21 protein-coding genes and 1 riboswitch are annotated in these 25,949 nt (G+C 35.8%); of the genes, 13 read left to right on the top strand and 8 right to left on the bottom strand.

The window, feature by feature from the left end; translation table 11 throughout:
- The first annotated feature begins 187 nt into the window (after positions 1–187).
- Genes AC4G3O_RS12750 through galE form a run of 3 tightly spaced genes read left to right on the top strand, consistent with a single transcriptional unit; the run spans position 188 to position 3,118 of the window.
- Positions 188–325 (top strand): hypothetical protein, encoded by a 138-nt coding sequence (locus AC4G3O_RS12750; RefSeq protein WP_491136284.1) that lies wholly within the window; start codon positions 188–190, stop codon positions 323–325.
- A gap of 42 nt (positions 326–367) precedes the next feature.
- Positions 368–2,113 (top strand): phospho-sugar mutase, encoded by a 1,746-nt coding sequence (locus tag AC4G3O_RS12745; RefSeq protein ID WP_491136283.1) that lies wholly within the window; start codon positions 368–370, stop codon positions 2,111–2,113.
- Between the two features lie 15 nt (positions 2,114–2,128).
- Entirely contained in the window at positions 2,129–3,118 is a 990-nt protein-coding gene (gene galE / locus AC4G3O_RS12740; RefSeq protein WP_491136282.1) for a UDP-glucose 4-epimerase GalE, read from the top strand.
- Between the two features lie 454 nt (positions 3,119–3,572).
- On the opposite strand, the gene AC4G3O_RS12735 is transcribed toward galE, so the two are convergent.
- Positions 3,573–3,704: a hypothetical protein gene (locus AC4G3O_RS12735; protein ID WP_258188215.1), complete on the bottom strand. Its 132-nt coding sequence runs from the start codon at positions 3,702–3,704 to the stop codon at positions 3,573–3,575.
- A 16-nt stretch (positions 3,705–3,720) separates the two neighbouring features.
- Positions 3,721–3,812: riboswitch (cyclic di-GMP riboswitch) on the bottom strand.
- Positions 3,813–4,549: 737 nt separating this feature from the next.
- Positions 4,550–5,611, bottom strand: a complete 1,062-nt coding sequence (locus tag AC4G3O_RS12730) for an acyltransferase family protein (RefSeq protein ID WP_491136281.1) — start codon at positions 5,609–5,611, stop codon at positions 4,550–4,552.
- A 266-nt stretch (positions 5,612–5,877) separates the two neighbouring features.
- Between AC4G3O_RS12730 and galU the strand changes: the two genes are divergently transcribed.
- A complete protein-coding gene (gene galU / locus AC4G3O_RS12725; RefSeq protein ID WP_491136280.1) occupies positions 5,878–6,756 on the top strand; it encodes a UTP--glucose-1-phosphate uridylyltransferase GalU in 879 nt (292 codons plus the stop codon).
- A gap of 379 nt (positions 6,757–7,135) precedes the next feature.
- Here the strand turns inward: galU and AC4G3O_RS12720 are convergent, their stop codons facing one another.
- Positions 7,136–7,456, bottom strand: a complete 321-nt coding sequence (locus AC4G3O_RS12720; protein WP_491136279.1) for a hypothetical protein — start codon at positions 7,454–7,456, stop codon at positions 7,136–7,138.
- Positions 7,457–7,882: 426 nt separating this feature from the next.
- Here AC4G3O_RS12720 and wecB point away from each other — a divergent pair, with 426 nt between their 5' ends.
- Together wecB and AC4G3O_RS12710 are read left to right on the top strand one after the other, a co-directional pair.
- A complete protein-coding gene (gene wecB / locus AC4G3O_RS12715) occupies positions 7,883–9,034 on the top strand; it encodes a non-hydrolyzing UDP-N-acetylglucosamine 2-epimerase (RefSeq protein WP_491136278.1) in 1,152 nt (383 codons plus the stop codon).
- Positions 9,035–9,142: 108 nt separating this feature from the next.
- On the top strand, positions 9,143–9,304 hold the full coding sequence (locus tag AC4G3O_RS12710; protein ID WP_491136277.1) for a YwzD family small protein: 162 nt from the start codon (positions 9,143–9,145) through the stop codon (positions 9,302–9,304).
- Positions 9,305–9,341: 37 nt separating this feature from the next.
- Here AC4G3O_RS12710 and tagU read toward each other — a convergent pair whose 3' ends face one another.
- Positions 9,342–10,280, bottom strand: a complete 939-nt coding sequence (gene tagU, locus AC4G3O_RS12705) for a polyisoprenyl-teichoic acid--peptidoglycan teichoic acid transferase TagU (RefSeq protein ID WP_491136276.1) — start codon at positions 10,278–10,280, stop codon at positions 9,342–9,344.
- A gap of 170 nt (positions 10,281–10,450) precedes the next feature.
- A complete protein-coding gene (locus AC4G3O_RS12700) occupies positions 10,451–11,716 on the bottom strand; it encodes a C40 family peptidase (RefSeq protein WP_491136275.1) in 1,266 nt (421 codons plus the stop codon).
- A gap of 167 nt (positions 11,717–11,883) precedes the next feature.
- On the opposite strand from AC4G3O_RS12700, the gene AC4G3O_RS12695 reads away from it, so the two are divergent.
- Positions 11,884–12,045 (top strand): hypothetical protein, encoded by a 162-nt coding sequence (locus AC4G3O_RS12695; protein WP_491136274.1) that lies wholly within the window; start codon positions 11,884–11,886, stop codon positions 12,043–12,045.
- A 380-nt stretch (positions 12,046–12,425) separates the two neighbouring features.
- Here AC4G3O_RS12695 and AC4G3O_RS12690 read toward each other — a convergent pair whose 3' ends face one another.
- Positions 12,426–14,549: an LTA synthase family protein gene (locus AC4G3O_RS12690; protein WP_491136273.1), complete on the bottom strand. Its 2,124-nt coding sequence runs from the start codon at positions 14,547–14,549 to the stop codon at positions 12,426–12,428.
- Positions 14,550–14,744: 195 nt separating this feature from the next.
- Here AC4G3O_RS12690 and AC4G3O_RS12685 point away from each other — a divergent pair, with 195 nt between their 5' ends.
- The 3 genes from AC4G3O_RS12685 to AC4G3O_RS12675 all read left to right on the top strand — a co-directional run bounded on the left by AC4G3O_RS12685 (position 14,745) and on the right by AC4G3O_RS12675 (position 17,718).
- The gene (locus tag AC4G3O_RS12685; protein ID WP_491136272.1) at positions 14,745–15,929 is read left to right on the top strand and encodes a processed acidic surface protein; all 1,185 of its coding nucleotides are present in this window, start codon (positions 14,745–14,747) and stop codon (positions 15,927–15,929) included.
- Entirely contained in the window at positions 15,926–16,534 is a 609-nt protein-coding gene (locus tag AC4G3O_RS12680; RefSeq protein WP_491136271.1) for a class D sortase, read from the top strand. The genes AC4G3O_RS12685 and AC4G3O_RS12680 overlap by 4 nt, the downstream gene beginning before the upstream one ends.
- A 167-nt stretch (positions 16,535–16,701) precedes the next feature.
- On the top strand, positions 16,702–17,718 hold the full coding sequence (locus tag AC4G3O_RS12675; RefSeq protein WP_491136270.1) for an LCP family protein: 1,017 nt from the start codon (positions 16,702–16,704) through the stop codon (positions 17,716–17,718).
- Positions 17,719–17,956: 238 nt separating this feature from the next.
- On the opposite strand, the gene AC4G3O_RS12670 is transcribed toward AC4G3O_RS12675, so the two are convergent.
- Positions 17,957–19,030: an MraY family glycosyltransferase gene (locus AC4G3O_RS12670; protein ID WP_491136269.1), complete on the bottom strand. Its 1,074-nt coding sequence runs from the start codon at positions 19,028–19,030 to the stop codon at positions 17,957–17,959.
- Between the two features lie 293 nt (positions 19,031–19,323).
- Positions 19,324–20,058 carry a WecB/TagA/CpsF family glycosyltransferase gene (locus AC4G3O_RS12665; protein ID WP_491136268.1) on the bottom strand — a complete coding sequence of 245 codons (735 nt, stop codon included), beginning with the start codon at positions 20,056–20,058 and terminating at the stop codon, positions 19,324–19,326.
- Between the two features lie 309 nt (positions 20,059–20,367).
- On the opposite strand from AC4G3O_RS12665, the gene AC4G3O_RS12660 reads away from it, so the two are divergent.
- From AC4G3O_RS12660 to AC4G3O_RS12650, 3 genes are all read left to right on the top strand, one after another.
- The gene (locus AC4G3O_RS12660; protein ID WP_491136267.1) at positions 20,368–21,786 is read left to right on the top strand and encodes an MBOAT family O-acyltransferase; all 1,419 of its coding nucleotides are present in this window, start codon (positions 20,368–20,370) and stop codon (positions 21,784–21,786) included.
- A gap of 12 nt (positions 21,787–21,798) precedes the next feature.
- Positions 21,799–22,974, top strand: coding sequence for a DHHW family protein (locus AC4G3O_RS12655; protein ID WP_491136266.1), 1,176 nt, complete (start codon positions 21,799–21,801; stop codon positions 22,972–22,974).
- A gap of 619 nt (positions 22,975–23,593) precedes the next feature.
- Positions 23,594–25,783 carry an N-acetylglucosaminidase gene (locus AC4G3O_RS12650; RefSeq protein ID WP_491136265.1) on the top strand — a complete coding sequence of 730 codons (2,190 nt, stop codon included), beginning with the start codon at positions 23,594–23,596 and terminating at the stop codon, positions 25,781–25,783.
- Positions 25,784–25,949: the final 166 nt, after the last annotated feature.

Here is a 25,949-nt window from a genome sequence, read left to right as displayed (position 1 = left end):
TAGGAAGGCAATGGATACTAAAAGAAATTCCCCATACAAACTCAATTATAAAATTCCCTCATTTATCCATGTTCACAACTCCTTATAAGGTTTGACTACATTTTTGTTTATTTACATGAAATGTTTATTACGAGCCTGATTTGAATGGAATGAAATTATTAATACAAGGTAAGAGGAATGCTGTTAGGTGAAAAAGGCTATTTTGGCAGGTAAAGCTAAAGTTATTGTGTTTATAAATTTTAATAGTAATGATGAAATTTTGAAGGTGGATTGTACTTATGAACGCTGGAAATCAGATTTAAATCAAGTAATAATAGTTGATTAGTTAAAAGTTAAATTAATATAGAATGAGAGAGGAGAATAAAGAGTGAACTGGAAAAGTAATGCAGATAAATGGTTATCATTTGAACAGCTTAATGATGATCTTAAAGAAAAATTAAATGAACTTAAAGAGGATTCAAAAGCTTTAGAAGACCTATTTTATAAACACTTAGAATTTGGTACTGGTGGCATGCGTGGAGAACTTGGTCCAGGTACAAATCGTTTGAATATCTATACTATTCGTAGGGCAGCAGAGGGGCTTGCTCGTTATATAGCGGAACAAGGAGAGCTGGCAAAACAACGTGGGGTTGTCATTGCCTATGATTCTCGTCACAAATCACCGGAGTTTGCATTAGAGGTAGCAAAAACAATTGGGAAATATGGCATTAAAGCATATGTATTTGACGAGTTACGGCCAACACCAGTGCTATCCTTTGCGGTTCGTTATTTGAATGCATTCTCTGGAGTAGTGATTACAGCAAGCCATAATCCACCTGAGTATAATGGGTTTAAGGTATATGGAGAAGATGGGGGCCAGATTCCTCCAGAAGCAACCGATACGATTATTCGTTATGTCGAAGCAATTGAAAATGAATTGACTGTTGAAGTCGCAGAAGAAAAAGAACTTCTTTCAAGTGAGGTATTAACATATATAGGGGAAAAGGTCGATCAGGCGTATATTCAGCAATTAACCACTTTGCAATTGAACCCTGAGATGGTCGCTGATGTCGCGAAAGAGCTGAAAATTGTCTACTCCCCGTTACATGGGACAGGGAATAAACCGGTACGTGCAGGTCTTAAGGCATTTGGTTTTGAAAACGTAACAGTTGTCAAAGAACAGGAGTTACCAGTTGCAAACTTTTCGACTGTTCAATCCCCAAATCCAGAAGAGCATTCTGCGTTTGAGTTGGCTATTCAATATGGGAAGAAGATTGATGCCGATATTCTCATGGGAACGGACCCGGATGCAGACCGTCTTGGGATAGCTGTGAAGAATGAAGCAGGAGAGTATGTCGTCTTAACGGGAAACCAAATCGGTGCTTTGATGCTGGAATACTTGCTTTCTCAGAAGAAGGAAAAAGGAGAGCTTCCTGCAAATGGAGCTGTCATTAAAACCATCGTAACATCTGAAATTGGTCGTGCTATTGCTGAGCATTATGGTATTGTTACTCTTGATACATTAACTGGTTTTAAATTTATTGGAGAAAAGATTAAAGAATTTAAAGTAACCAATGAACATACTTTCTTGTTCGGCTATGAGGAAAGCTACGGTTATTTGATTGGAGACTTTGTCCGTGATAAGGATGCTGTTCAATCAGCGATATTCGTGGCTGAAGTGGCGGCTTACTATAAAACGAAGAACATGACGTTGTACGAAGGACTGCTATCTATTTTTGAAAAGTATGGGTTTTATCAAGAAGCCTTGCAAAGTATTACACTTAAAGGAAAAGACGGCGCAGAGCAGATTGCAAGATTGATGGAGACATTTAGAAATGAACAATTAGTTGAAATTGCTGGTGTGAAAGTTATTGCGGTTGAGGATTATTTAGCTTCTATTCGAGTTGTAGATGGACAAGAAGAGAAAATTGAATTGCCCCGTTCGAACGTGTTGAAGTATCATTTAGCTGATGGATCCTGGATTGCTTTACGTCCATCTGGAACAGAGCCAAAAGCGAAATTCTACTTTGGTGTGAAGGGCCAAACGATGGTGGAGAGTAGTGATAAGCTGGAAGCTGTTCAGAATAGCTTGATGAGCAAAGTAAATTCTTTATTACGTAACATCAATAGATAAGAAGAAGGTGTTAGGATGGCGATACTTATTACAGGGGGAGCAGGCTATATTGGCTCTCATACAGTGAAGTACTTTTTAGACCAGAACGAAGAAGTGGTTGTTGTTGATAATTTACAAAGTGGACATAGAGAGGCAGTAGACGTTGATCATTTTTATGAGATTGATCTTAGAGATAAAGAAGATTTAGATCGTGTCTTTAAGTCTCATAATATCGAGGCTGTTATTCACTTTGCTGCTAACTCATTAGTTGGAGAAAGCATGAGTAGGCCTTATGAATATTATCATAACAATGTTTACGGCATGATGTGTTTGTTAGATGTCATGAAAAATAATAACGTCAACAAAGTAGTATTTTCCTCCACAGCGGCTACTTATGGTGAACCAAAGAATATTCCAATCATTGAAAATGATAAAACAAATCCTACCAACACCTATGGTGAAACCAAACTTGCGATGGAAAAAATGATGAAGTGGTTTGACCAAGGATATGACATAAAATATGTTTCTTTAAGGTATTTTAATGCTGCTGGAGCACATCAGAGTGGAAATATTGGAGAGATGCATGACCCAGAAACACATCTTATTCCATTGGTTTTGCAGGTTCCGCTTGGTCAACGGGATAAAGTTTATATGTTTGGTGATGATTATCCTACAGAAGATGGAACGTGCATCCGTGATTACATTCATGTAATGGATTTAGCATCAGCGCATTATCTAGCATTAGAATACTTAAGAAAAGGAAATGCTAGTGATATCTTTAACCTTGGTAATGGGAATGGATACTCTGTTAAAGAGGTTATTGATGTAGCAAGACATATAACAAACCATTCTATCCCAGCAGAAGTTAAAGAAAGAAGAGCTGGAGACCCTGCTGTCTTAATTGCTTCGTCACAGAAAGCAAAAGACATATTGGGTTGGAAACCGCAGTATGATTCTTTAGAAAAAATCATTTCGGATGCATGGAATTGGCATAAGAATAATCCTAAAGGTTATATGTCGAAATAATAGCTGTGTGTTGAACTAATTCAAAAGACTAGGATAGAAGTTAAACCCAGTATTCTCTAAATATATCAAGACGTACAATGGTTTACGGAGAATTATATAGAAGTAGATTATTATATTTTCTTAATAAATAAAGAGTGTTTCAAAAAGTGGAGAAAACGTAACGTTTTCTCCACTTTTCTACTATAAAATGCCTCAAAATTACTCCCCAACACTAGTACTACTAAAAATAAATTCACGATATCTTCTAAGAAGGAACCTCGAATTTTAAACTAGGATATTGAAGAAGATAATTTCATCTTTTATTCAAAAAATTTTTTTTATGTAAGGTATTTTGGCTATTCATTTTAAGATATGTGTATGAAAAATTGCTACGTAGATAGAACCCTTTTCCTGCATCAAAAGATAAGATGAATGAACATAAAAAAGAATGGAACCCATAGTCCCACTCTTTTTTTTACATATTGTAGAGCAGCACTTGTAATCCTAAAATGATTCCAACAGCTACTACAATTAGGCCTGCATAGGTTGCAGTCTTTTTAAGTTTTCTTTTTCTGTACATTTCCTCAGGAGTTTGATAGTAATTCAATTTCGTGCCTCCTCGTTTTGGTAACTGGCTGACTTAGCTAGCATGAGACGAGCCTTAGTCCCTTTAGTTTTGCGTCACTAGTTTTCGCTAGCTTTGCTTTTTCGACGTTTAATATAATGGTACAAAATGTATTAAATATAAAATAGGGAACAAAGTCGCATTTTGTCAAAAAATAGAAGAAAATTTTAAGAATTATACCAACTTAAACAATAGCAGTATTTAAAATTAACTGTCAATACTGGTTTTTTAAATGGATAAATCTACCTAAACTCTGGATAATCCTCTTCTCTAATTACTTACAGTCATTGATTACTCTGTTCTGTCTTTATGGCATTTCCTCTCAATCTTCCAGAAAGCTCCCATAATAAATGGATGAATCAATCCGGCAACATTTCAGTATTCGCTGCCGCAGAACCTGCTAGAACATAAGTTGTAAAGTAGCTTACATAGATTTAATTAACAAGCATACTGCTCTCTCGGGAAAATTGGAGATGGTCCGGATATTTTTTTGTTATTTTAGAGGGATAGAATGGGATATGTAGTATTAGTTATATAAGTTGAAAAATAAAAACGGTGGGAAAGGATATATATATATAAGAATCGGGAAAAGAGGCAGTAAGCCTTAGAACAAAATATATAGAGGAACGTAAATTTGATTTATTAAAAGAGGCAAAAACCCCTTGAGCTTGAAATTATGCATTATATTTTCCCGGGAGACCAATAGAGAAAACTTTACCTCAACCCGACGATAATAGACTGCTAAAAGTAATTCCAGCAGTCTGCAGAAGATTATATCATACTATTAATTATGATTTTTATATTCAACTTGAAGTTATCGTTTTAAATCATGAAATTCTATCTCTAGCTTGCAAGGTAGGGGCGACTGGTTGACCGTTAGAATTTTGTTTAGGTACTGATTTTTTCAATTGTCCTATGATATAAGAGCCAAATGGTAAGAGTGAAATTAGTTTGATCAGACTCATACTGATTAGCAAGGAAACAAAAAATAAGGCTAATACTCTTGTTGATGTATGATCAAAGAAACCAGCAATATATGGTGCTACAAGCCGTTGAACCTGCCAATGAATTAAATAGATACCGAATGAATAATTACTAATTATATTGATAATACGATAATTCGGTATTTTCTGACCCCATGCCAGGATCAATGCACTTGTAACTATAACAAATAATAATAAATCGAATCTTTTAGATGATACGCTGGTATTTCCAGATTCATAGGAAATATACATAACGGCTAAAGAGATAATAAATAGAAGCACCGTCATCCACCTATATTTCATTAACATCTCTGAAACAATTTTATAATTTTTACCCACAGCATATGCAATAGTGAAGTAAGCAAACCAAGCAAGAAAAGGTATGTGTATAGTCATTCCATATTGTGCTGAAAGCTCTGGATTTAGCCTTATCATATCTAAGTAAAATGACATTAGATATATACTTAATGGTATCATCCAAACCATAGAAAGCTTAAACTTCGTTACAATATAATGAAGAATATAAAATTGGAAAATAATCAGTATAAAATATCCTTCATATCTGCCGAATACAGCATTATTAATGATCTTCTCTGGAAGGTCTGTATTTGGATTTAAATAAAACGTTACAAATGCATCAATTAAAGCGAAGGCTAAATAAGGAATAAAAATAAACTTTAATCTTTTCATCCAAAAGTTTTGAGGAAGCTTAGATGGATACCTATTAGCCAAAATAATCTCCGATAAAACAATAAATGTTGGAGTAGCATAACATAATAGCATCCTATAAAAATGATAGTTTGTTATCTCGGGATAGCCAATACTTCTGCCAATTTGAGTCGTACAATGTAATAAAACGATACTTAGACAAGCAATAACACGCAGTAAATTCCATTCTTTAATCACGATTCTACCACCTAATCATTAAATTCTGTCTTATTGTATCATTCATCGTTATCTGTATAAAGAAAAATGTGGAAAAATACAACTTGGGTCATATAGGTGAATAAAGTTAAAGAGATTATAAGGTATTTAAATAATGATGATAGTTAACTATTGATATTCAAATACTGAGATATTAAACAAGTTATACCGTTTTATCATATAGGTCTATTATTTAGTTGGGGTATTAGTTATATAGAATGAATAATAATACTGAAAAGGGGATGCGTATGAAAAAAATTACGAAAGCCATCATACCGGCAGCAGGTCTGGGAACTAGGTTTTTACCAGCCACTAAGGCCATGCCAAAGGAAATGCTGCCAATAGTTAATAAACCGACCATTCAATACATAGTAGAAGAAGCTGTTGCATCAGGGATTGAGGACATAATCATCGTAACAGGTAAGGGTAAGAGAGCCATTGAGGATCATTTTGATCATGCTTATGAATTGGAGCAGAATTTAAAAGAGAAACGTAAATTCGATTTATTGGAGGAGGTACAGAAGCCATCTGAGCTTGCGAACATCCATTATATTCGCCAGAAGGAACCAAAGGGTCTAGGTCACGCCATTTGGTGTGCACGGAATTTTATTGGAGATGAGCCTTTCGCTGTATTGCTCGGAGATGATATTGTCGTACATGATAAGCCATGCTTGCTCCAGTTAATCGATCAGTACGAGGTACTCGACTCTTCAGTTATCGGCATTAAAGCAGTTCCTGACAATGAAACCGACCGGTATGGTATTATCGATCCTATTCATATGGATGGGCGTTGCCATCTGGTAGACAGCTTTGTAGAAAAGCCAGTGAGAGGAACTGCACCTTCTAATCTGGCTATTATTGGACGATATATTTTTAAGCCAGAGATATTTGATTTTCTCGGTGAAATGGAAATAGGAGCGGGTGGTGAAATTCAGTTGACCGATGCCATTCAAAAGCTCAATCAAATCCAGCGTGTCTATGCCTATGAATTTGAAGGGGAACGATATGATGTAGGTGAGAAGCTAGGGTTTATCAAGACAACGATTGATTTTGCTTTGAAAAATGAAGAAATAAGAGAGGATGTTCTGCAATATATTGCCCGGTTGATTGAGATGGAGAGAAGATGAGTTTATTTTATGGAGTAGAATGATTAGAACATATTCCATTCTACTCCATCTATATGAATGGATCATCCATTGGATTGTTCACCTGAAATATAAAATTTCTCTATTTCATTAAGCTTTAAATGTAAGTAATAATTTTTTTTGTTTAAATCCTTTTTTATTTCGGGATTAGTGCAGGAATCTGCTTTATTGATAAGGCGTTTTAGTCTGTATTTATACCAAAGATGTTTTAGTAGTATCATTTTAGCACCTCATTTTGTTCAGTATATAAAAAATATATTCCCTTCTAATTCTAAAATAATCCATTTGTCCTGAATATAGGTAAAAGGACTGAGTCTTTTTTTGCAGAAAAAAAGACCGAACACTCTAATGTCTAGTCAGATTAGTCTTCTTTTTGTTCAATTAGAGGGGTAAGGTCCTGTAGCACCTCTTTTAATTCAGTGCTTTGATGCTTCGAATCATCGTATACATTTTTGATCACCTTTTGGGCTTCTTTTAGCTTTTTTTGCTGCTGGTCATTAATTGATTTTCGTTCATTTTCGAGTTGTGTTTCTTCTAGGCTCTGGTTTGCCTGATCCTTCGTGTATTGCTTGTACGCTTCTGCACGGGACTTCTCAATTTTCGCATGATAATGGTTATTCCCATAGACTAAAAATCCAATAGACAGTAGAACTGTTACACCTGTAATCCATATTCGCTTCATAGCTCACCTCTTATTCTTTTTACAAATATTAACACGATGATTGAAGTCTGAATAGGCTATCACAGTAAGTTTTTTAGCGTCTGAAATAGCCTGTTCGATATAGTTGATGAGATATAGGTAGGATATTTTTTCAGGAATATAAACAGTTTAACGGACCATTAATTTGTATATGAATAAAAACCGGAATTTGTAAATTATGCCTATGAGTTCCTGGGATAATTTTTATGATCCAGGGTAATAGAGAATAGCGAAAGATTATATTAATAATGGAGTTTATTATCTATAATATATATGTATATGGTAATATGAGGATGTTTTTTAATGTTTCCTTTGTTCAAATTATGCTTACTTGTTAGTATAGGATATATGAACTAACTTGAGTTTTTAAGTTCAACGTTTATTGATTGTCGAAAAAGGAGAGTTCCTATGGCTCAAAAAATAAAGGTAATGACTGTTTTTGGTACAAGGCCGGAAGCGATTAAAATGGCTCCCTTGGTTAAAGAGTTAGAAAAGTATCCAGAGCAAATTGAAACGATTGTTACGGTAACAGCACAGCATCGTCAAATGCTTGATCAGGTACTTGATATATTTGATATTAAACCGGATTATGACTTGAATATTATGAGAGATAAGCAAACATTGGCAGGAATCACGACCCGTGCACTTGAAGGGCTCCACGAGGTAATGGGGGAGGTTAAACCGGATATTGTCCTTGTCCATGGTGATACGACCACAACCTTCGTAGCAAGCCTTGCAGCGTTTTATCAATCCATACCGGTTGGGCATGTCGAAGCGGGCTTGCGGACACATGATAAATATTCTCCATATCCTGAAGAAATGAATCGTCAGCTTACTGGGGTCTTAAGTGATCTGCATTTTTCACCTACCTATCAATCAAAACTCAATTTATTAAACGAAAATAAACCGGAGGGATCAATCTTTATCACCGGAAATACGGCGATTGATGCATTGAAAACAACCGTGAAAGAAACCTATTCTCACCCTATTTTAGATACTTTGGGAGAAGACCGTCTTGTCTTAATGACAGCCCATCGCAGAGAGAATCAGGGTCAGCCGATGCGTAATATGTTTAAAGCCATTCAGCATTTGACTGAAGTCCACCAGGATATTCAAGTGGTCTATCCTGTCCACTTAAACCCTGTGGTTCGAGAGCTGGCAGCTGAAATTTTGGGTGAAAATCCGCGTATTCATTTAATAGAACCATTGGATGTGATAGATTTTCATAACTTTGCATCCAGATCCTATTTAATCCTGACTGATTCAGGCGGTGTTCAGGAAGAAGCTCCATCACTTGGGGTTCCGGTATTGGTATTAAGAGACACGACAGAGCGTCCGGAAGGAATAGAAGCCGGCACATTGAAGCTCGCAGGTACAGATGAGGATGTGATTTTCAATATGGCAAATGAGCTTTTATCAGATGAAAAGACACATGCCAAAATGGCGAAAGCATCCAATCCTTATGGAGATGGTGAAGCTTCCAAACGTATTGTCGAGGCTATTCTTTATTATCAAGGGAAAAGAAATGAAAGACCGTTAGATTTTTTGTCATCTAAGTAGAGGATTGTTTCATCAGCATTACTATTATGTGTCAAAATCTTTCATATATTTACAACATATAGATTAATTTGTATAATTAGGTAATGGTTATTGAAGGAGAAAAGTAAGATGACAAATGAACTAAAATACAGAGAGACTGAAGATACTCAGGCAAGAGCATTTATGGACCTAATCAGAAATGCCTACAATCGTGGAACAACAGATGAAACATTAACTGCACAGGAATTCATCGAAGAGATTAAATCAGAAATCAAGAATATCTATAAATGAGGAAAAGGATTAAGCAGTCTGCTTAATCCTTTTCTAATTACTTATTGATTTGTAAATGTTTTTTTAATGTATCCTTTAAGTTTGTTAAGGAATTATCAGAAGGGATATAGTAATAGACTTTATTAATTTTTGTACCTTGACCCTCAAGCTGCAGCTGTTCTAACGACTTGGCTGCTTCTTTATAATTACTCTGGATGCTGACCATTTGAGAGAAGCTGATATCAGTCTTCACATTATCACCAAGTGCATCCAAAATCCCATCAAAGCGGGTTAGAGAAGAAAGGCTTGCCCCTTCTTTAAGGACCGCCTGGATAATCTGTCTTTGCCTCATTTGGCGTCCGAAATCTCCACGTGGATCCTCATATCTCATTCGTGAGTATTTTAGGGCCTGCTCACCATTCAAAGTAAGGGTTCCTTCTGCGAAGTGCTGCCCCTCATAAGTAAAATCAAGATCATTTACAACAGTGACGCCGCCAACAGCATCGACGATATCTTTAAATCCTTCCATGTTAACCTGTACATAATAATCAATTGGAATATCAAGGAAGTTCTCTGCTGTATCCATGGACATTTCCACACCGCCAAAGGCATATGCGTGGTTGATTTTATCATCTATTCCTTTTCCGATAATTTCCGTCCTTGTATCGCGAGGGATACTTACCATTTTGACTGATTCGAGGATTGGATTTACCGTCAGAACAATCATTGTATCGGAGCGTCCCTTGTCGCCTTCTCTTTCATCTACACCTAATAAAAGTACAGAAAAAGGTGTCTTATCCTTCAAGCTGACCTTCTCTACCCTCTTTTTAGAGCCTTCCCGGCTAGTTGGATCGTGCATAGCATCTAAGGCGTTATCGAAGGAACGATACACCGTAAAGGCAAATACACCGCCAACTAAAACAAATAGCCCTATAATTCCCAAAACGACTTTCTTCCACGTTTTCATCTTTTTCTTTTTTGTTCTATCTGTTCTCATATAGATCCCCGTTTTCTACAAAATATAACAATCTATTTATATTATATAATATTTATATATGATTGAAACGAAGAAATTACATATAGTACTTTTATTAATTAATATTAATTTAAGAGTACCTATAATGTAATAAAAAAAATCCAGCCTAACAATTAGGCTGGATCCTGAGTTTAATAGAATCTCTTGAAACTAGAAAAGTGCTTCTTATAATATGAATTACTTAAGCTTACAATTCTAACGCCGCTATTATCTGCATTGATGAACTGATTATTTCCTATATAGATCCCTAAATGAGAAATTCCCTTTTTATAGGTATTCTCGAAAAATACTAAGTCGCCCGGCTTCGGATTATCTACATAATAAGAACGGTCATAATAGCCTGCTGCTGAGTAGCGATTAATATCATATCCGGCCTTGTTAAATACATAATAGATAAAACCACTGCAGTCAAAGCCTGATGTGCTGGTGCCGCCAAAGACATATTTGGTTCCAATAACCTTTTTACTTTCATCGATTAGCCTAGAAGTGAAAGTGGAATTGCCGATTTGACTATCTGAATCATCTCGTACAATTTCATCTTGTTTAGGAGCTGGTTTGCTTGCAGAGTTACCTGATAACTTTAGTGTTTGTCCTACATAAATCATATCTGATTTAAGGTTATTTAATGATTTTAACTGTGCCACTGTCATTCCATATTGCTGACTGATTCTGCCCAACGTATCTCCGCCCCTTACAGAGTATGTTGTATTGGTTGATGGAGTTGGAGTTTTAGGTACAGTTGGCTGTTTGGGTGGATTGGTTGTAGTCACAACTGCCACCTTTAGTTTCTGCCCAACATAAATTAAATCGGACTTAAGATTGTTAAGGGTTTTTAGCTTGGCTACCGTTAATCCGTACTTTTTTCCAATTTGGCTTAGGCTATCGCCACTCTTCACGACATACACTGTAGTTTTTGAGGTAGAGGGGGACTTAGGGGATGTAGTGACTGGTTGATTAATAACCGCTGTAGTCCTTGAAACTTTAAGCACCTGATTTGGATAAATGATGGTACTTTTTAGATTATTCCACTCTATTAGATTGTTAATGGAGACTTTATACTTGGCTGCAATCTTAGAGAGGCTGTCTCCTGATACAACTTTATATGTTTTAGCAGAGCTTGTCTGGGATGGAATTTTGGCTTGGGCGGTCTTTTTAGTTGTTGCCTGTTTGGTAGGACTAGTAGATATAATCTTTAATACTTGGTTGGGATAAATCAAGTCGGATTTTAGTTGGTTTACTTGTTTAAGAGCAGCTACAGTTGTTCCGCTTTTATTGGCAATAGCCGACAAGGTATCTCCTTTTTTTATTGTATATGAATTGGAATCGGCAGATGCAGATCCTGCATATGTTGCAGAAAGTATGGCGACGGCAGCGAATGCGACAGCTTTTGATTTCATTTTGGACTCCCCCTTTGAAAGTATCTCCTATAATATGGTAACACAAGGAAGGGGGTTTGGGAACTTTTTCTATTTTTATGATAAAAAAGAACTATGTGAGTTTATAGGGAATAATGGTAAAATTGGTCGAATTATATATTTATATAAGTGAGAAGAGGAGCAGTAGAATGAAAAGAATGATAGTGGCGCTGAGCATTATCGCTTTTGTGTTGGCGCCGTTAACTCCTGTCGAAGCAGCTATACAAAACTCAAAAAATAGCAAAGAAACGACTGATAGGGTTATTGTGAAGGTCAGCCATTCGAAGCTTTTAAACCGATTTCTTCAATAACAAATCAGTTTAAATGTTAAAGGGGTTAAAAAGTTTGATGTTAGATTCCGCAGTGCAGAAAATAACGGTAATTATAGAACGATTAATTTTGTGAATGTAAAAATTAAATAAAAATCTTTAAGTCTTTGCTATGTTGGTGGGACTTTTTTAATCTTGGTTTTTGAGATGAGGGCGATTACTTATATAATCGTCTTTTTTATGTCCATTTAAGATGGTGATGCTTATTGTTACGCTGCAAGCACACTAGTAAATAGATTGATAGATAGGGGGAAGAGAGTGGAAGAATATAAAGAATATAAGAAGAGGTTATAGTGCAACTGCCAAATGACATCTTTGGTAATTAATAAGCCCCCCCTGGAATAAGGAGGGGCTTTCTTTTACTAGTTGACAGGATATTTATTTGTTTTTAATAGAATTGTTTCACGGTCATCTTCTACCACGAAATAAACTTTTTTTGGATTGCCTTTTACTTTAAAAGTTGATGTACCCTCATCTGAGGTCAACCAGGTAATGGCGAGTTCATCATTAGATTCATCAAAAAGTTTAGCATATTTAGGTATTCCCTCTGCATGTACTATGATTTCATCGCCACTCTTAGTTATATGGACTTTTGGTTTCTTTGTCCATCCTAAGGTGTAATCAGAAAAATCTTTAGTAGCTAAGGAAGTCTTTGTGAAATACCTTTTACCATGAAGGATGTCGTACTGAAGCATTTGTAGATCCTTCATTTCAGCTGTGAAGTCTCCCATTTCCTTTGTAAATTGCTTGTAAGGGAAGTAAGACGTTCCGCTCTCTGTAACTTGGGTCAACAGGTTTGTGATTGCATTCCCTTCTATATTAGCCATATCCATAACGATTTGGCTGAACATATTTGGTGTAACATTTCTTTCAAGCGGCTTGTTTTCTTTACTATTCCAGATAAAGTAAGGGACTTTATGAAGCTTCATCCAGTCCTCGAAGCTGCCATTTAGGCTGGCAGTATAATTTAATCCTTCTTTTCCGTACACAGTTTGAAAGGGTGTGAACCCAGGGAAATGGTCACCCCAAAAGACGACAATGGTAGGTCGTTCAAGTTTCTTTAGTTCCTGCAAAAATCTGCCCAAATCTTTGTCCACGCTGTTTAATTTATTTACATAGGTACCAAAGGTTTCGTAAGTGTTCACTTCCATTTTAGTTTTATCAAGAAAAGGTGAGCCTTTTTTTGCTCTTGGATACGGCATGTGGCCTTCAAGTCCAACAGCATGAATAAAGGAAGGATTCTCATTTTCCTTCACAATTTTTAAAATAGAATCAGTCATATGTCGATCGGAGGGGTAGCCTTTCCCGCTATTGAATGGAAAATCAAGATTCATAAAATCACCAGGTATAAACCGGTTGAATCCCAAGTTTTTATATGCGGTGGCACGCTGATAATACCAATTCTTAAAAGCATGAATAGCTGTTGAGTGATACCCTGCTTCGTTAAATTCCCTTGCAACGGATGGAACTGGATGATTTAAATATTGATTATAGGCTACATCATCTCCGGGGAGGAATTGTCTGCTTAAACCAGTTACCGCCTCAAATTCGACATTTGCCGTTCCTCCGCCATACTCGGGTGAATACATAAACCCGTGCATTGATTCCTGGAAAGCCTTTCTGAAATTAGGCGTGGGATCCTCCTTGAAATATTTCTCACCCCAAAGATATGGATCAACGAAGGCTTCGCTCATGATGTAAATCACATTTGGTTGTTCGCTTTCTTCATTTGTTTGTTTCATCGTTTCGGGTTGATATTTTTCAGCGAGCGCTTTAATTTTAGCTTCAGAATACCCTGCGGGTGGCTGGATTTGTGCCTTCTTTGCAAAGAGAGTGAAATTGCCTATTAAGCCATTTTCGCTGATGCCCAGTTCCGGTCGCCAGCGTGTATACCAAAGATTAGCCTGGGCCATTGGAGATATCGGTTTCTCATTCCATAATATAAGGAGAAAAACGAATGAACCAGTAAACAGTAGAGTCTTGGGAATCCAAAACTCTTTCCCTTTTGGTAAGAAGTAGATGATCAGTATACCGACAATTAAAATTACAAGTCCCAATATAATAGGTTTCATTGGTAATTCTAGATTATCTAACCCCTGCAATTCCTTAATAAGACTTATATCGGATAACATAATGGGGCTATTTCGCAATTCAAGTTTCATTTGATTAGCAATCGTAAAGAGAATGAATAAACCGCTTATGACTAGAGAAGTAACATAATATAATTTACGTGGAAGTATACAGAATAGATTAATTACGGCAAAATAAATCAGATAATTTAATAGGAAGGCTTTCGTCTTTAAATTAAAAAATTGATCGAGTGTGTATAAATTCAGGTCATTCCTGACCATGGTTTCACAGATAATCATGACACCTAACGGTAAGAGAAAGATAAAACATATAGTCATAATGGAAAGCCAAATAGAGACTTTCATTTTTTTATTCACACAGACGGGCGAATGTAATTGCTTTCTTGTTTCCAGCAAAGCTAGCTTCCTCCTTGAAAAAATATAATATTACAAAATGTTATCGCATACATGGTCATTTTAACCTAAGTTGTCAGAATAATATATATAAAAATGTATTTTTTGGAAAAACGGTGTGGTAAAAATTTCTAGATGGTATTATACTAAGTTTGGAGTGTAATATTTTTGTAACATTACTTTCGTAGGAGGAAGATTATGAAACGGATAGCTTTGTCTTTAGTTGCTTTTATGCTGTTATTCACAGTTATAAAGCCGGTGGTAGGTTTCGCTGCAATTAATGAAGGGGATTTTGACAAGTTTGCCGAAACAGAGGGGATTTCACCAGATCAATTAGAAGAACTCATACTTACATACTTCGGAAAAGAATATACAGAGTATAACTCGATTGATGAGTTGAAAGTAGCATTGGGTGAAAAAATAACTGAAGAAAATCTTCAAGAGCTGATTGAAACATACGGATTTACCGACAAAGATGAATTGATGGATGAATTGGAATACGAAGATGGCTACGATAAGTCTAAATCAATTGAGGACACCTACGTTTATTTAAATATTTTAGAGCATGCATTAAGCTGGGAAGAATTTGAGGGCACTGAAATAACAGATGAATCCTTGAAACAATGGCTTGTGGATTACGAAATGACTTTAGAGGAATTAAATGAATTGCTAACCAGCAATGGAGACAGCTTATCTAATTATCAATACCTTGAAGATCTTGAAGCAGCTATTTTAGGTTATATGTTTATTGATGCATTATTAGAAGGGCTTGCTGAATTCGGAATTGATAGGCAAGAGTTAGAGAATTTAGAAAAACACATCTCTGCCATAGATTTTGACGATCCTGCGCTTGAGGAGAAACTCCTGGAATTAGAAAAACGAGCAGATAATTTACCGGAATTTGAGAGTTCTTCAGAGTTAACTGAGGCACAGATGAAAGAGATTGTAGCTTTGTTTAATGAAGTTTTGGACATCTACCAAATGAAAGCTAAATTTCATTTAACGAAAGATGGCAGCAAAAAGGCGATTTCCATTGATGAACTTATGGTACTTGAATCAACTAATGGTGCAGATCTGCTAATCGAGCTTTATAATAAACAAGGTGAATTACTTGCAGACATGATTATTACAGCAGAAATGTTTGGTTCTGATTTAATTGATAAGGTTACTGAACCGGTTAAGACAGTTCCAAAGCCACTGGTGGAGAATAAGGTAGGGAAAATCGAGAATAAAGAAGGAAAAGCCATTAATAAAACAATTAGTGGCGGTAAATTGCCTAATACAGCCGGCAATTATGCTGAAGGTGTATTACTAGGAATAGGAGCCTTGGCAGCAGGAGCCGGACTATTATTCTTCCGTCGGAAAAATAAGGATGCTGCATGATTCCTAAAGCAAGAATAGTGGTGCTTTTGGCCGGCATTCTGATCTTCATAGGTGCTGGCATGATAGTGAAGTATGGTCTGCCTCTTATAACGGCAAAAGCGCCTGAGCCGGTAATAGTCGAAGAGACTCCCGAACCTGCATCTGTTTCCGAGTCGCAAGTTACGAATCAATCGGATGATTTATATAAAGTGTACCCAAAAAAGGGTGAAGAATTCGGTGAGTTAATTATCCCGAAGATATCAGCTTATCTCCCGATTATTGAAGGAACAGATGAAGATGAACTGGAAAAGGGTGTAGGACACTATTCAGACAGTGTACTGCCTGGAATGAAAGATAATTCAGTTCTATCTGGCCATCGTGATACAGTATTTCGTAAACTCGGGCAGGTTGGTAAAGGCGATGAATTGATTGTTCAAACAACGGCTGGGACTTTTACCTATAAAGTATTTGGCGTCCGAATTGTAGATGCAGATGATCGGACCGTTATTGTGCCTAAGTCACGTCCTGTTCTGACAGTCACTACATGTTATCCATTTGATTATATAGGGGATGCGCCGCAGCGTTATATACTGTCAGCCAATTTAATAAAAATGGAAAGACACTAGAGTGGTTTATTCTAGTGTCTTTTTTTTGAATTATATTGATGAGATTTAGAGCAATACCCTTTTTTTGGGAGAAAAAATTAATTTACGCAATATAAGAAAAAGGGTACAATGATGTAAGACTGAAAATGACTTCTATGTTTTTTAATATATATAAAAGGAGAAAACCAATGCAAAATAGGCAAAATATGCGCAAGGTAAGGCGTAGACGGAAAAATAAGAAACGCATTGCAGCGGTCATCTTATTTCCTATTCTTATTGTTATTTTAGTTGCTGGTGGTTATGCAGGTTACTTATATGTGAAGGCTCAAAATGTACTCTCTGAATCATATGATGAAAATTTTGCAAACGATGGACGGGGAGTAAATCCTGCTAAAGATAATGTATCCGTATTATTTATGGGAGTAGATGATAGCAGTGTGCGCAATAATGAAAAAGGTTCCAGAACAGATGCGCTTATGCTTGCTACATTCAATGATAAAGAAAAAACAGTTAAATTGTTAAGTATACCGCGTGACTCATATGTATACATCCCTGGGAAAGATAACTATTCAAAAATTACTCATGCCCATGCATATGGCGGGGTAAAATATACAATCGATACAGTCGAAGAATTACTGGATGTTCCAGTTGACTACTATGTGAAAATGAACTTTAATGCCTTTGTTGATGTAGTTGATGCATTGGAAGGCATCGAAGTTAATGTACCTTATACATTCTCAGAGCAAAACTCAAATGATGAGCAAGGTGCGATCACTCTTGAAGAAGGTTTACAAACATTAAACGGTGAAGAAGCATTGGCATTGGCCAGAACAAGAAAGAAAGACAGTGATATTGAGCGTGGTAAACGCCAGCAAGAGATTCTGACAGCTATTATTGACAAGGCAGCATCAGCTAAATCGATTACGAAATATGCCGATGTCATCGAAGGAATCGGTAAAAATATGAAAACCAATATGACATTCAAAGAAATGAAGAGCTTCTCAAGCTATGTATTGGCAGCATCCAACCTTCAAATCGAATCCATTAGTCTGGAAGGGAAGGATTCTTACATTGGCGGTACGTATTATTATCAATTAGATGAGCAATCCCTGGCAAATATCAAACAGGAGCTTCAAGCTCATCTTGATTATAAAAAGGATGCAGAAACAGAATCCATTCCCAATGATTCAGTTATAGTTGAATAAAGATTAATAAACATCAACCCCTAATTCTTAAATAGAATTAGGGGTTTTTAGCATTTAAAGAGATATTGGTAGGTACAAGACTGTATTCATTATGCGCAAGTTCAAAAGAATAGCAAGCGTATGGTATTTTTTAATGAGCATTAATGAAATGAAGCGGAAGCGACAGTTTCCAGTCCAACAATTATAATCCCATTAAAAAAGCTGCCATTTATTTGTATGGCAGCTCTAACAATTATTATTAAAATCTTTCTTTTGAATCAGCTGAACGTAATGCTAAAAGTTTGTGCAATGGTCTATGATTTTCGCCAAGAAGGCCAATTCGTTCAACCATCAATTCAAGTGCTATAAGCAGAATAAAACTGAAGAATATTCCGCCCCATAGTGTGGCCATACTAAAGATGAAAGCAGCCAGTCCAAAGACAGCAGCCATTGCATAAATCATCAGTACAGTGGTTCTATGGGAATAGCCTAATCGCAATAAGCAGTGATGCAAATGAGACTTATCCGGTGCATGCAGTGGTTTCTTCTGCAGGAACCTCCGTACCATTGCAAAGAACGTATCAGAAATTGGTACACCTAGTATTATAATCGGTATGACTAAGGAAATTACCGTAATATTTTTAAATCCTAACAGGGATAGTACGGATATCATGAATCCAAGGAACATAGCTCCTGTATCTCCCATGAATATTTTGGCTGGGAAGAAATTGAATTTCAAAAATCCTAATGTACTTCCAGCAAGAATCAAAGCAATCATGGCAACGAACATATCGCCAATTCTAAAGATAGCCATCGCGGAGATGGTTAATAACGCTATTGTTGAAACACCTGCTGCCAATCCATCCAATCCGTCAATTAGGTTAATAGCATTCGTGATGCCCACAATCCAAATAACGGTGATTGGGATCGCCATAAATCCAAATTCAATCGTTTCCCCAAACGGTGTATTAATATAGTTAACCTGGATATCGCCGACAATAACAATAATTAAAGCGGCAGCAATTTGCCCGATTAACTTCACTTTTGCATCCAATTCATATTTGTCATCAAATATACCAAGAATTAAGATGACTGCTGCACCAAAAAACATGGCTGAAAATGTGTCTGAACGGGCAATTTCCGGTGAAAAAATCGGAAGCGTTATAATAAAGCTGAGGAAAATTGCTAATCCGCCCATGCTTGGCATCACTTTTATGTGCACTTTTCTATTATTGGGAGCATCGGTTGCTCCTATTTTATGCGCTAATTTAATTACAAATGGGGTGATGAGTATGGTTAGGCATATGGCAACTAAAAAAGCTGCAATTAACAAATTGTCCACCCTCTATCTTATAAGTCTGAATATAAATACCCAATATGATTATTTTTAAACCAAATTGCAGTAAATATAATAGTAGATTGAAATAGTTGTATAAATATATCAACCTCAACTATCAATTATATACGGTTTATGTCAAAACCTCTACTAAAAATTGATTTTCTCTAGTATTTTTACAAAATATGTAATTTATAAATGTCTATTTCTAGTTTAATTCTACAGAACTAGGATAGAGGGATGTGAAAAATTAACAAAATGAGCTGAAAGGGAATAGGTTTCCTTTCAGCTCATTTAAGCAATTTATGTTTTAAAACTCTTAGAAGAAATAAGGGAAGGACCAGCATCCGTTTCCAACGGCTTGGCTGCTTGAGCAATCTATACAGCCATTCGAGATTTAGCTTAATCCAAAATTCGGGTGCTCTTTTCAGTTTGCCGGAAAAAACATCAAAGCTGCCGCCAATACCAATGAAGACCCCTTTGTTAAACTTATCATAATGTTTGGTGATCCAGTTTTCCTGACGTGGAAAACCCGTGCCAAGTAGAACGAGATCAGGTTCTAAAGCACTAATTTTCTCGGCAAAATGACTATCATCTATATCGATAAAACCATGATGGTATCCAACCAGTTCAACATTGGGATAGGATGCTTTGATTTTTTCAGCACAATTTTTGATTACTTCAGCTTCAGCTCCAAGCATATATATGCGCAATGGCCGCTTTGTATTCATTTTTAAAAATTCAAGCATCATATCATAGCCAGTTATTCTTTCTTTTAATGGTTTATTGAGAATTTTTGAAGCTATAATAATGCCAACTCCATCCGGTGTGATATAGTCAGCTTGAAGAATTATTGAACAGTAATCATCATGACTGCGTGCATATTCAACTATCTCCGGGTTGGCAGTGACAATAAAGGTTTTTTGCCCTTCATCTATCCGTTTTTTAATCTCTATATGAATAAAATCTTTCATTGTTGATGAATAAAAAGGTATATCTTCTATATAAACTACATTCTTCTTCATATCTTTAAGTCTGCCCTTCTAAAATCGTACTTTCCTTATTTTACTTCACTGAAGGTTAAAAAGGAAATATCATTATTAATTCTCCAATAATAAGGTACGGATAAACTGCCAGTTGTTTGATGAGACAAGAATATAGGGAGTACTCTTCTCGCCTTGAGCTCTGCGAAGTAAGAGCTCGTTACATTGGAATTAATTACAGATGAAAAATTATAGCTTGAATATCAGTGGAATATATGCACTAATTTTGGTAATATATGTTACTATTTTATTTAGAATTGATTTATTGCCAAGAAAAAGAGAGGGAAGTACATGTTATTTAGTTCGACTGTTTTTTTATTCTTATTCCTGCCCATAGTTTTAGTGGCATACTTCATGGTCCGTCCAGGACTTAAAAATATAGTGCTGTTGGCGGCCAGTCTGTTATTTTATGCCTGGGGTGAACCAAGATTTGTAATTGTTATGATTATATCGATTATAATGAATTACCTGTTTGCCTTATTTGTAGACGCTAAAAGGGACAAAAAGATTCAGGTTAAATGGATATTGGGAATTATGGTTAGTTGTAATCTATTACTATTGGGAGTTTTTAAATATGCTAACTTCCTAGTGGATAGTATCAATGGGATTCTTAATACTTCCATTTCTATTCCAACCATTCCGTTGCCGATTGGTATATCGTTCTTTACATTTCAGGCTATGAGTTATGTAATAGATGTTTATCGGAGAGACGGTGATGTACAGAAAAACCCTCTTAATATGGCTTTATATATCTCTTTGTTTCCACAATTGATTGCCGGCCCTATTGTGCGGTATCAAACAGTGGCAGACCAAATTAAAGTACGGTTTGAAAACTTCGATAAATTTTCTGAGGGCGTAAAAAGATTTATCATTGGTCTCGCCAAAAAAATGCTGCTTGCCAATAACTGTGGGCTAGTAGCTGACCAAATATTTGCATTGCATCCTTCAGAGATGTCAACTGGTCTGGCTTGGATTGGAATTATTGCGTACTCCCTGCAGATTTACTTTGACTTTTCAGGATACTCTGATATGGCAATTGGTTTAGGGAAAATGTTCGGATTTGAATTTTTGGAGAACTTTAATTATCCATACATATCTAGGTCAATAGCTGAATTTTGGAGAAGATGGCATATATCTTTAGGATCCTGGTTTAGAGATTATCTGTATATTCCATTGGGGGGTAACCGTAAAGGGAATTTAAATACTTATAGAAACCTACTAATTGTTTGGTTTGCCACAGGTTTATGGCATGGAGCAAGTTGGACTTTCATAGCATGGGGTCTGTATTATGGATTATTTATTATGATGGAAAGAGCGTTCCTAGGTAATCTGCTAAAGAAATTACCAGCGGCTCTGCAACATGTATACTCACTAGTTATTGTAGTTATTGGTTGGGTTTTCTTCCGATCAGAAACTTTTGATTATGCATTTGCTTATATACAGACCATGTTTGGTCTTAATGGTATTGGCATATGGGATCTTGAGGCGAAATATTACAGTTTTGAATATGGAATTATTATTTTAGTGGCTATTATAGCTGCGACACCTATATTTAAATTACTACAAGAGAAACTTGTGTTTTCATCATCCAAATTGATGATTGGTGGAAGAGAAATGATGTCTGCTGTCTTTTACTTAGCTATATTTTTGCTTTCAGTCACGTATGTTGTATCAAATACTTTTAACCCATTTATTTATTTCCGTTTTTAAAGGAGTAATCACATGGCAAAAAAAGCGAGCCAATATTTTATAGGAATATTTTTCTTATGTTCTATTTTCATTTTTGGCATATGGTCCTTGATAGATAATGATCGTGTAAGTTCAGAAATGGAAGGAAGGACTTTGGAGAAGCGACCTGATTTAAATTTAGAAACTGTGACCTCCGGTGATTATTTCAGTAGGTTTGAGGACTATTATAATGATAGTTTTCCTTTGCGTAATCAATGGATTGAAACTAATTCATCTGCGAGTCATAAAGTTTTTGGACAACACCTTTTCAAGGGTGTTTATATTGACGATGATGGATATCTGATTAGCACTATGGAATTGGATAATCCACAGGAATCCATCAAACGCGTCCATTCGAAGATCAATGATTTCACAACTGAGCTAAAGGAAAAAGATATTCCTGTCTTTTTTGCTTTGACTCCTAATAAGACAACGATGCTAGAGTATCACTTGCCTGATTATATAGAGAGTAGAGCCAATGAATTGTCTGAAGAGTTATCCAAAGGTTTTAATGAAGATGTGAATTTACTTGATTTAAGATCAGCTATTGAGCCGCACATGGATGAAGAAAATATGTACTTTTATACCGATCATCATTGGAAGCCAAAGGCAGCGTATTATGCTTATAGTGAAATTATAAAAAATATGAATATGCAAATTCCCGATATTGGACAACCTTTACCAATGTCCTCCTACAATTGGAGGGAAGATATAACACCCTTTTATGGATCTGAGGCGAGAAAGGTTGGTAGAGAAAATATATCCCAAGCTGACACAATTACTATAGTGGAGAAAAAGTCAGAAGGAAAACCTCTTGAAATATCCTATAGGGGCAAAAGTAATCAACCGCTTTTTAATGAAGAGGTATTGAAAAAAGAAGATGTTTATACGAATCGTTATGTTAGTTATTTTTCTGGAGATGTACCAGAGGGTATTATCCAAAATCCAAACGTGCAAAATGGAAAAAGAGTATTAATCCTTAAAGATTCCTATGCTAATGCGATGATTCAATTCTTCCCTTCCCATTTTGAGGAAACAAGAATACTGGATTTAAGGTATTATAAACATATGACTGTTAAGGATTATATTAATAAAAATGACATTGATGCTGTGGTATTTGCCCACAATATTAATTCTATTCTCATTACCCCACAATTAATTAAATTTTGATTTCTCGTAATAATAAAGAAAGGGTTGCGCTCTAAAATTCATCTACGGATTTTGGAGTGCAACCCTCTTTTTCTATTTAAATGGTAAATGATACATAACTTTCTCATTTAAAAATGAAGTCACTATAATACCATACTCGAAAAAATGTCCTTCCCCACTGTAAAAATCCTGCGAATTTCCTTTTTTAAGTTAGCTTAATTCTAATGATTGTTTAATAAAGGTGATAAGTATTTCCCACTCTGTAATCAAAATCACTTATAAAAACTGGTTTTCTTATACCTTATTTAACCAAAAATGGATGCTATTTTTTTGGTAATTTTATTGTGAAAGAAGTTAAAATCAATAGGTGTGTTGTTGATGTTTTTACAAATTCTGACTGGATCCTTGTTTGCTTATAACACAAAAAACAGATAATACTGGGAGGGTGCTAATGAGAAGGTTTGTAGCAACGTTTCTGATTGTAATGATGTTTTTTAGTTTAGTGGGACCTTATTATGCAGAAGCAGAGGGAAACACAACAGACAGCTTTCAAATTGAAACAGGAAATGAAGACACACTTACTAAAGAGAGTCAAAATCCTGATTCAACAGTTAACCAATCAGAAATAGAAAATGCGTCGGTGAGTAAATCAAATGATAGTGATTTAATTGAATCTATTGATAAAGAGGAAACAAAAATAGACGATATTACAATAAATCAACCCGATAGCTCGACTATTGGAGAAACAAGCGAATCTGCAGAAGAAGATAAAAATAAAGTGCATGAATCTAATGATTTAGATAGTGAACAAGTTCCTTTAGAAACACAGAAGGAAACAGCGGAAGAGATTGTAAATACACAGGAACAGGATGCAACATTAGATACTGAAATAAAACAGAAAATATTAGAATCATCTATAAGTAGGCTAGGACAAATTAAAAGTACAACTGCTAAAATATTCAAAGATTTAAATAATACCTCTTCTTTTTTCACAGCAGGTTCATCGTATACAAATTCCGTATATTATATAAAAAAGCAAGCTGATATGGAGGGGCAAACATATTATTTAATCAGTACTAAACCCAGCTCTGTGAATGGAGTAATCGGTTGGGTGAATGCTTCCGATCTAATATCATATACCCATGTTGGAGTAGATAAAAATGCCAAAACCCTTTATATAAAAGGGGATGGAAAAGCGTATAGTAAGGCATGGGGCGGAAGTAAAGATATTGTCTATTCTTCGCTATCTAGCTATAAAAATAGTGAATTTGCGGTGAATCTAACAGAAAAAGTCGGAAATAACATATGGTACCGTGGTATTTTAGGAGGCAAGACAGTTTGGATTCACTCAAGCTATCTTGCAGAAAAAGTTGAGAGCAATACAAGCCGTCTGGGTCAAATACTAGATTCCAAAGTTAAGATTTATAAGACAATAGGAGATTCTTCATCTGCTTTTACGGCTGGAACAAAGTATATTAATTCAGTTTATTTTATTAAGAAGCAAGCAAAAATTGGTGATCAAGTTTTTTATTTGATCAGTACTAAACCCAGCTCTGTGAATGGAGTAATTGGTTGGGTAAATGCATCGGATCTAAAATCTTATACCCATGTTGGAGTGGATAAAAACGCCAAAACCCTTTATATAAAAGGGGATGGAAAAGCGTATAGTAAGGCATGGGGCGGAAGCAAAGATATTGTCTATTCTTCACTATCTAGCTATAAAAATAGTAAATTTGCGGTGAAACTAACAGAAAAAGTCGGAAATAACACATGGTACCGTGGTACTTTAGGAGGCAAGACAGTTTGGATTCATGAATCATATGTTCATGAGGGGAGTGTAGTATTAAAGTCATATACTGACTATAATATAAGCCTTAGTAGCATGTTAGATATTCAAATGAAAGTTTCACCAGTTTCTCCTCAAACCGATAAGAGCTATAAGCTTTGGATTAGGGAAGATGCCTTTAAGTCAGGGAGTATAGCAAATGGTAAAGGAACGATACAGGGAGATAAATGGAATTTAAGAAGGGGACCTGGAACAAATTATATGGCTGATGGCCAAGTTAGCGGTGGGACTGTTCTTACAATTTATGATAATGCAAAAGGAACTGATGGATACACATGGTATCATGTGAAAAATACTTCTGGATGGGTTAATGCTAATCCTGAAGATGTAAAATACTATTTAAATCCTACCAACTTTACAGGAACTTTAAAAGATTCCATGCAATTCGTTAAACTCTCCGAGAGTGCAAATTTGAATATAAATGAGGTTAATCAGAAAATATTAGCTGGTAAGGGAATATTGGCTGAGAAAGCAAAAGCTTTCATTGATGGTGGTAAGGCCAATGGTGTAAATGAGATTTACCTAATCGCCCACGCTTTACTGGAAACAGGAAACGGAACTTCTCAATTAGCAACTGGTGTCGAAGTAGGCCGCGATAGTAAAGGAAATTTAGTGGTGGCTAATGATAGTAATAGAAAGAATTTAACAGCTATCAAAAAGACTTATAACATGTATGGAATCAATGCTATAGACAGTAATCCATTAGTAGGTGGTGCAACATATGCATATGAGATGGGTTGGTTTACTCCAGAGGCTGCAATTAAAGGTGGAGCTGGATTTATAGGTAATGGCTATGTGAATAGAGGGCAGGATACTCTTTATAAAATGCGTTGGAATCCTCTATATGCTGCAACTTATGGGACAGCCTCACACCAATATGCTACAGATATTGCATGGGCATATAAACAAACCACTAGAATGTACCAGTTATATCAATTATTGGACGAATATCATATCGTTCTGGATATTCCTAGATATAAATAGTACTTGGTTTATTTTAAATACGTGTGAACAAATAGAAGATGTAAAAATATAAACCAATTAAAATAACCTATTTTAGGCCATCTTGAAGGAGATGATTTCTGTATTGAACAGGGATCATCTTTTTTTGTCTTAAAAACCTATTCAATTGTTGTCGAAAGGATATTCT

It is taken from the genome of Bacillus sp. z14 (2026), from assembly GCF_058313575.1.
The sequence above is the reverse complement of the archived record's forward strand: the minus strand, read 5'-3'. Positions and strand labels throughout refer to the sequence as shown.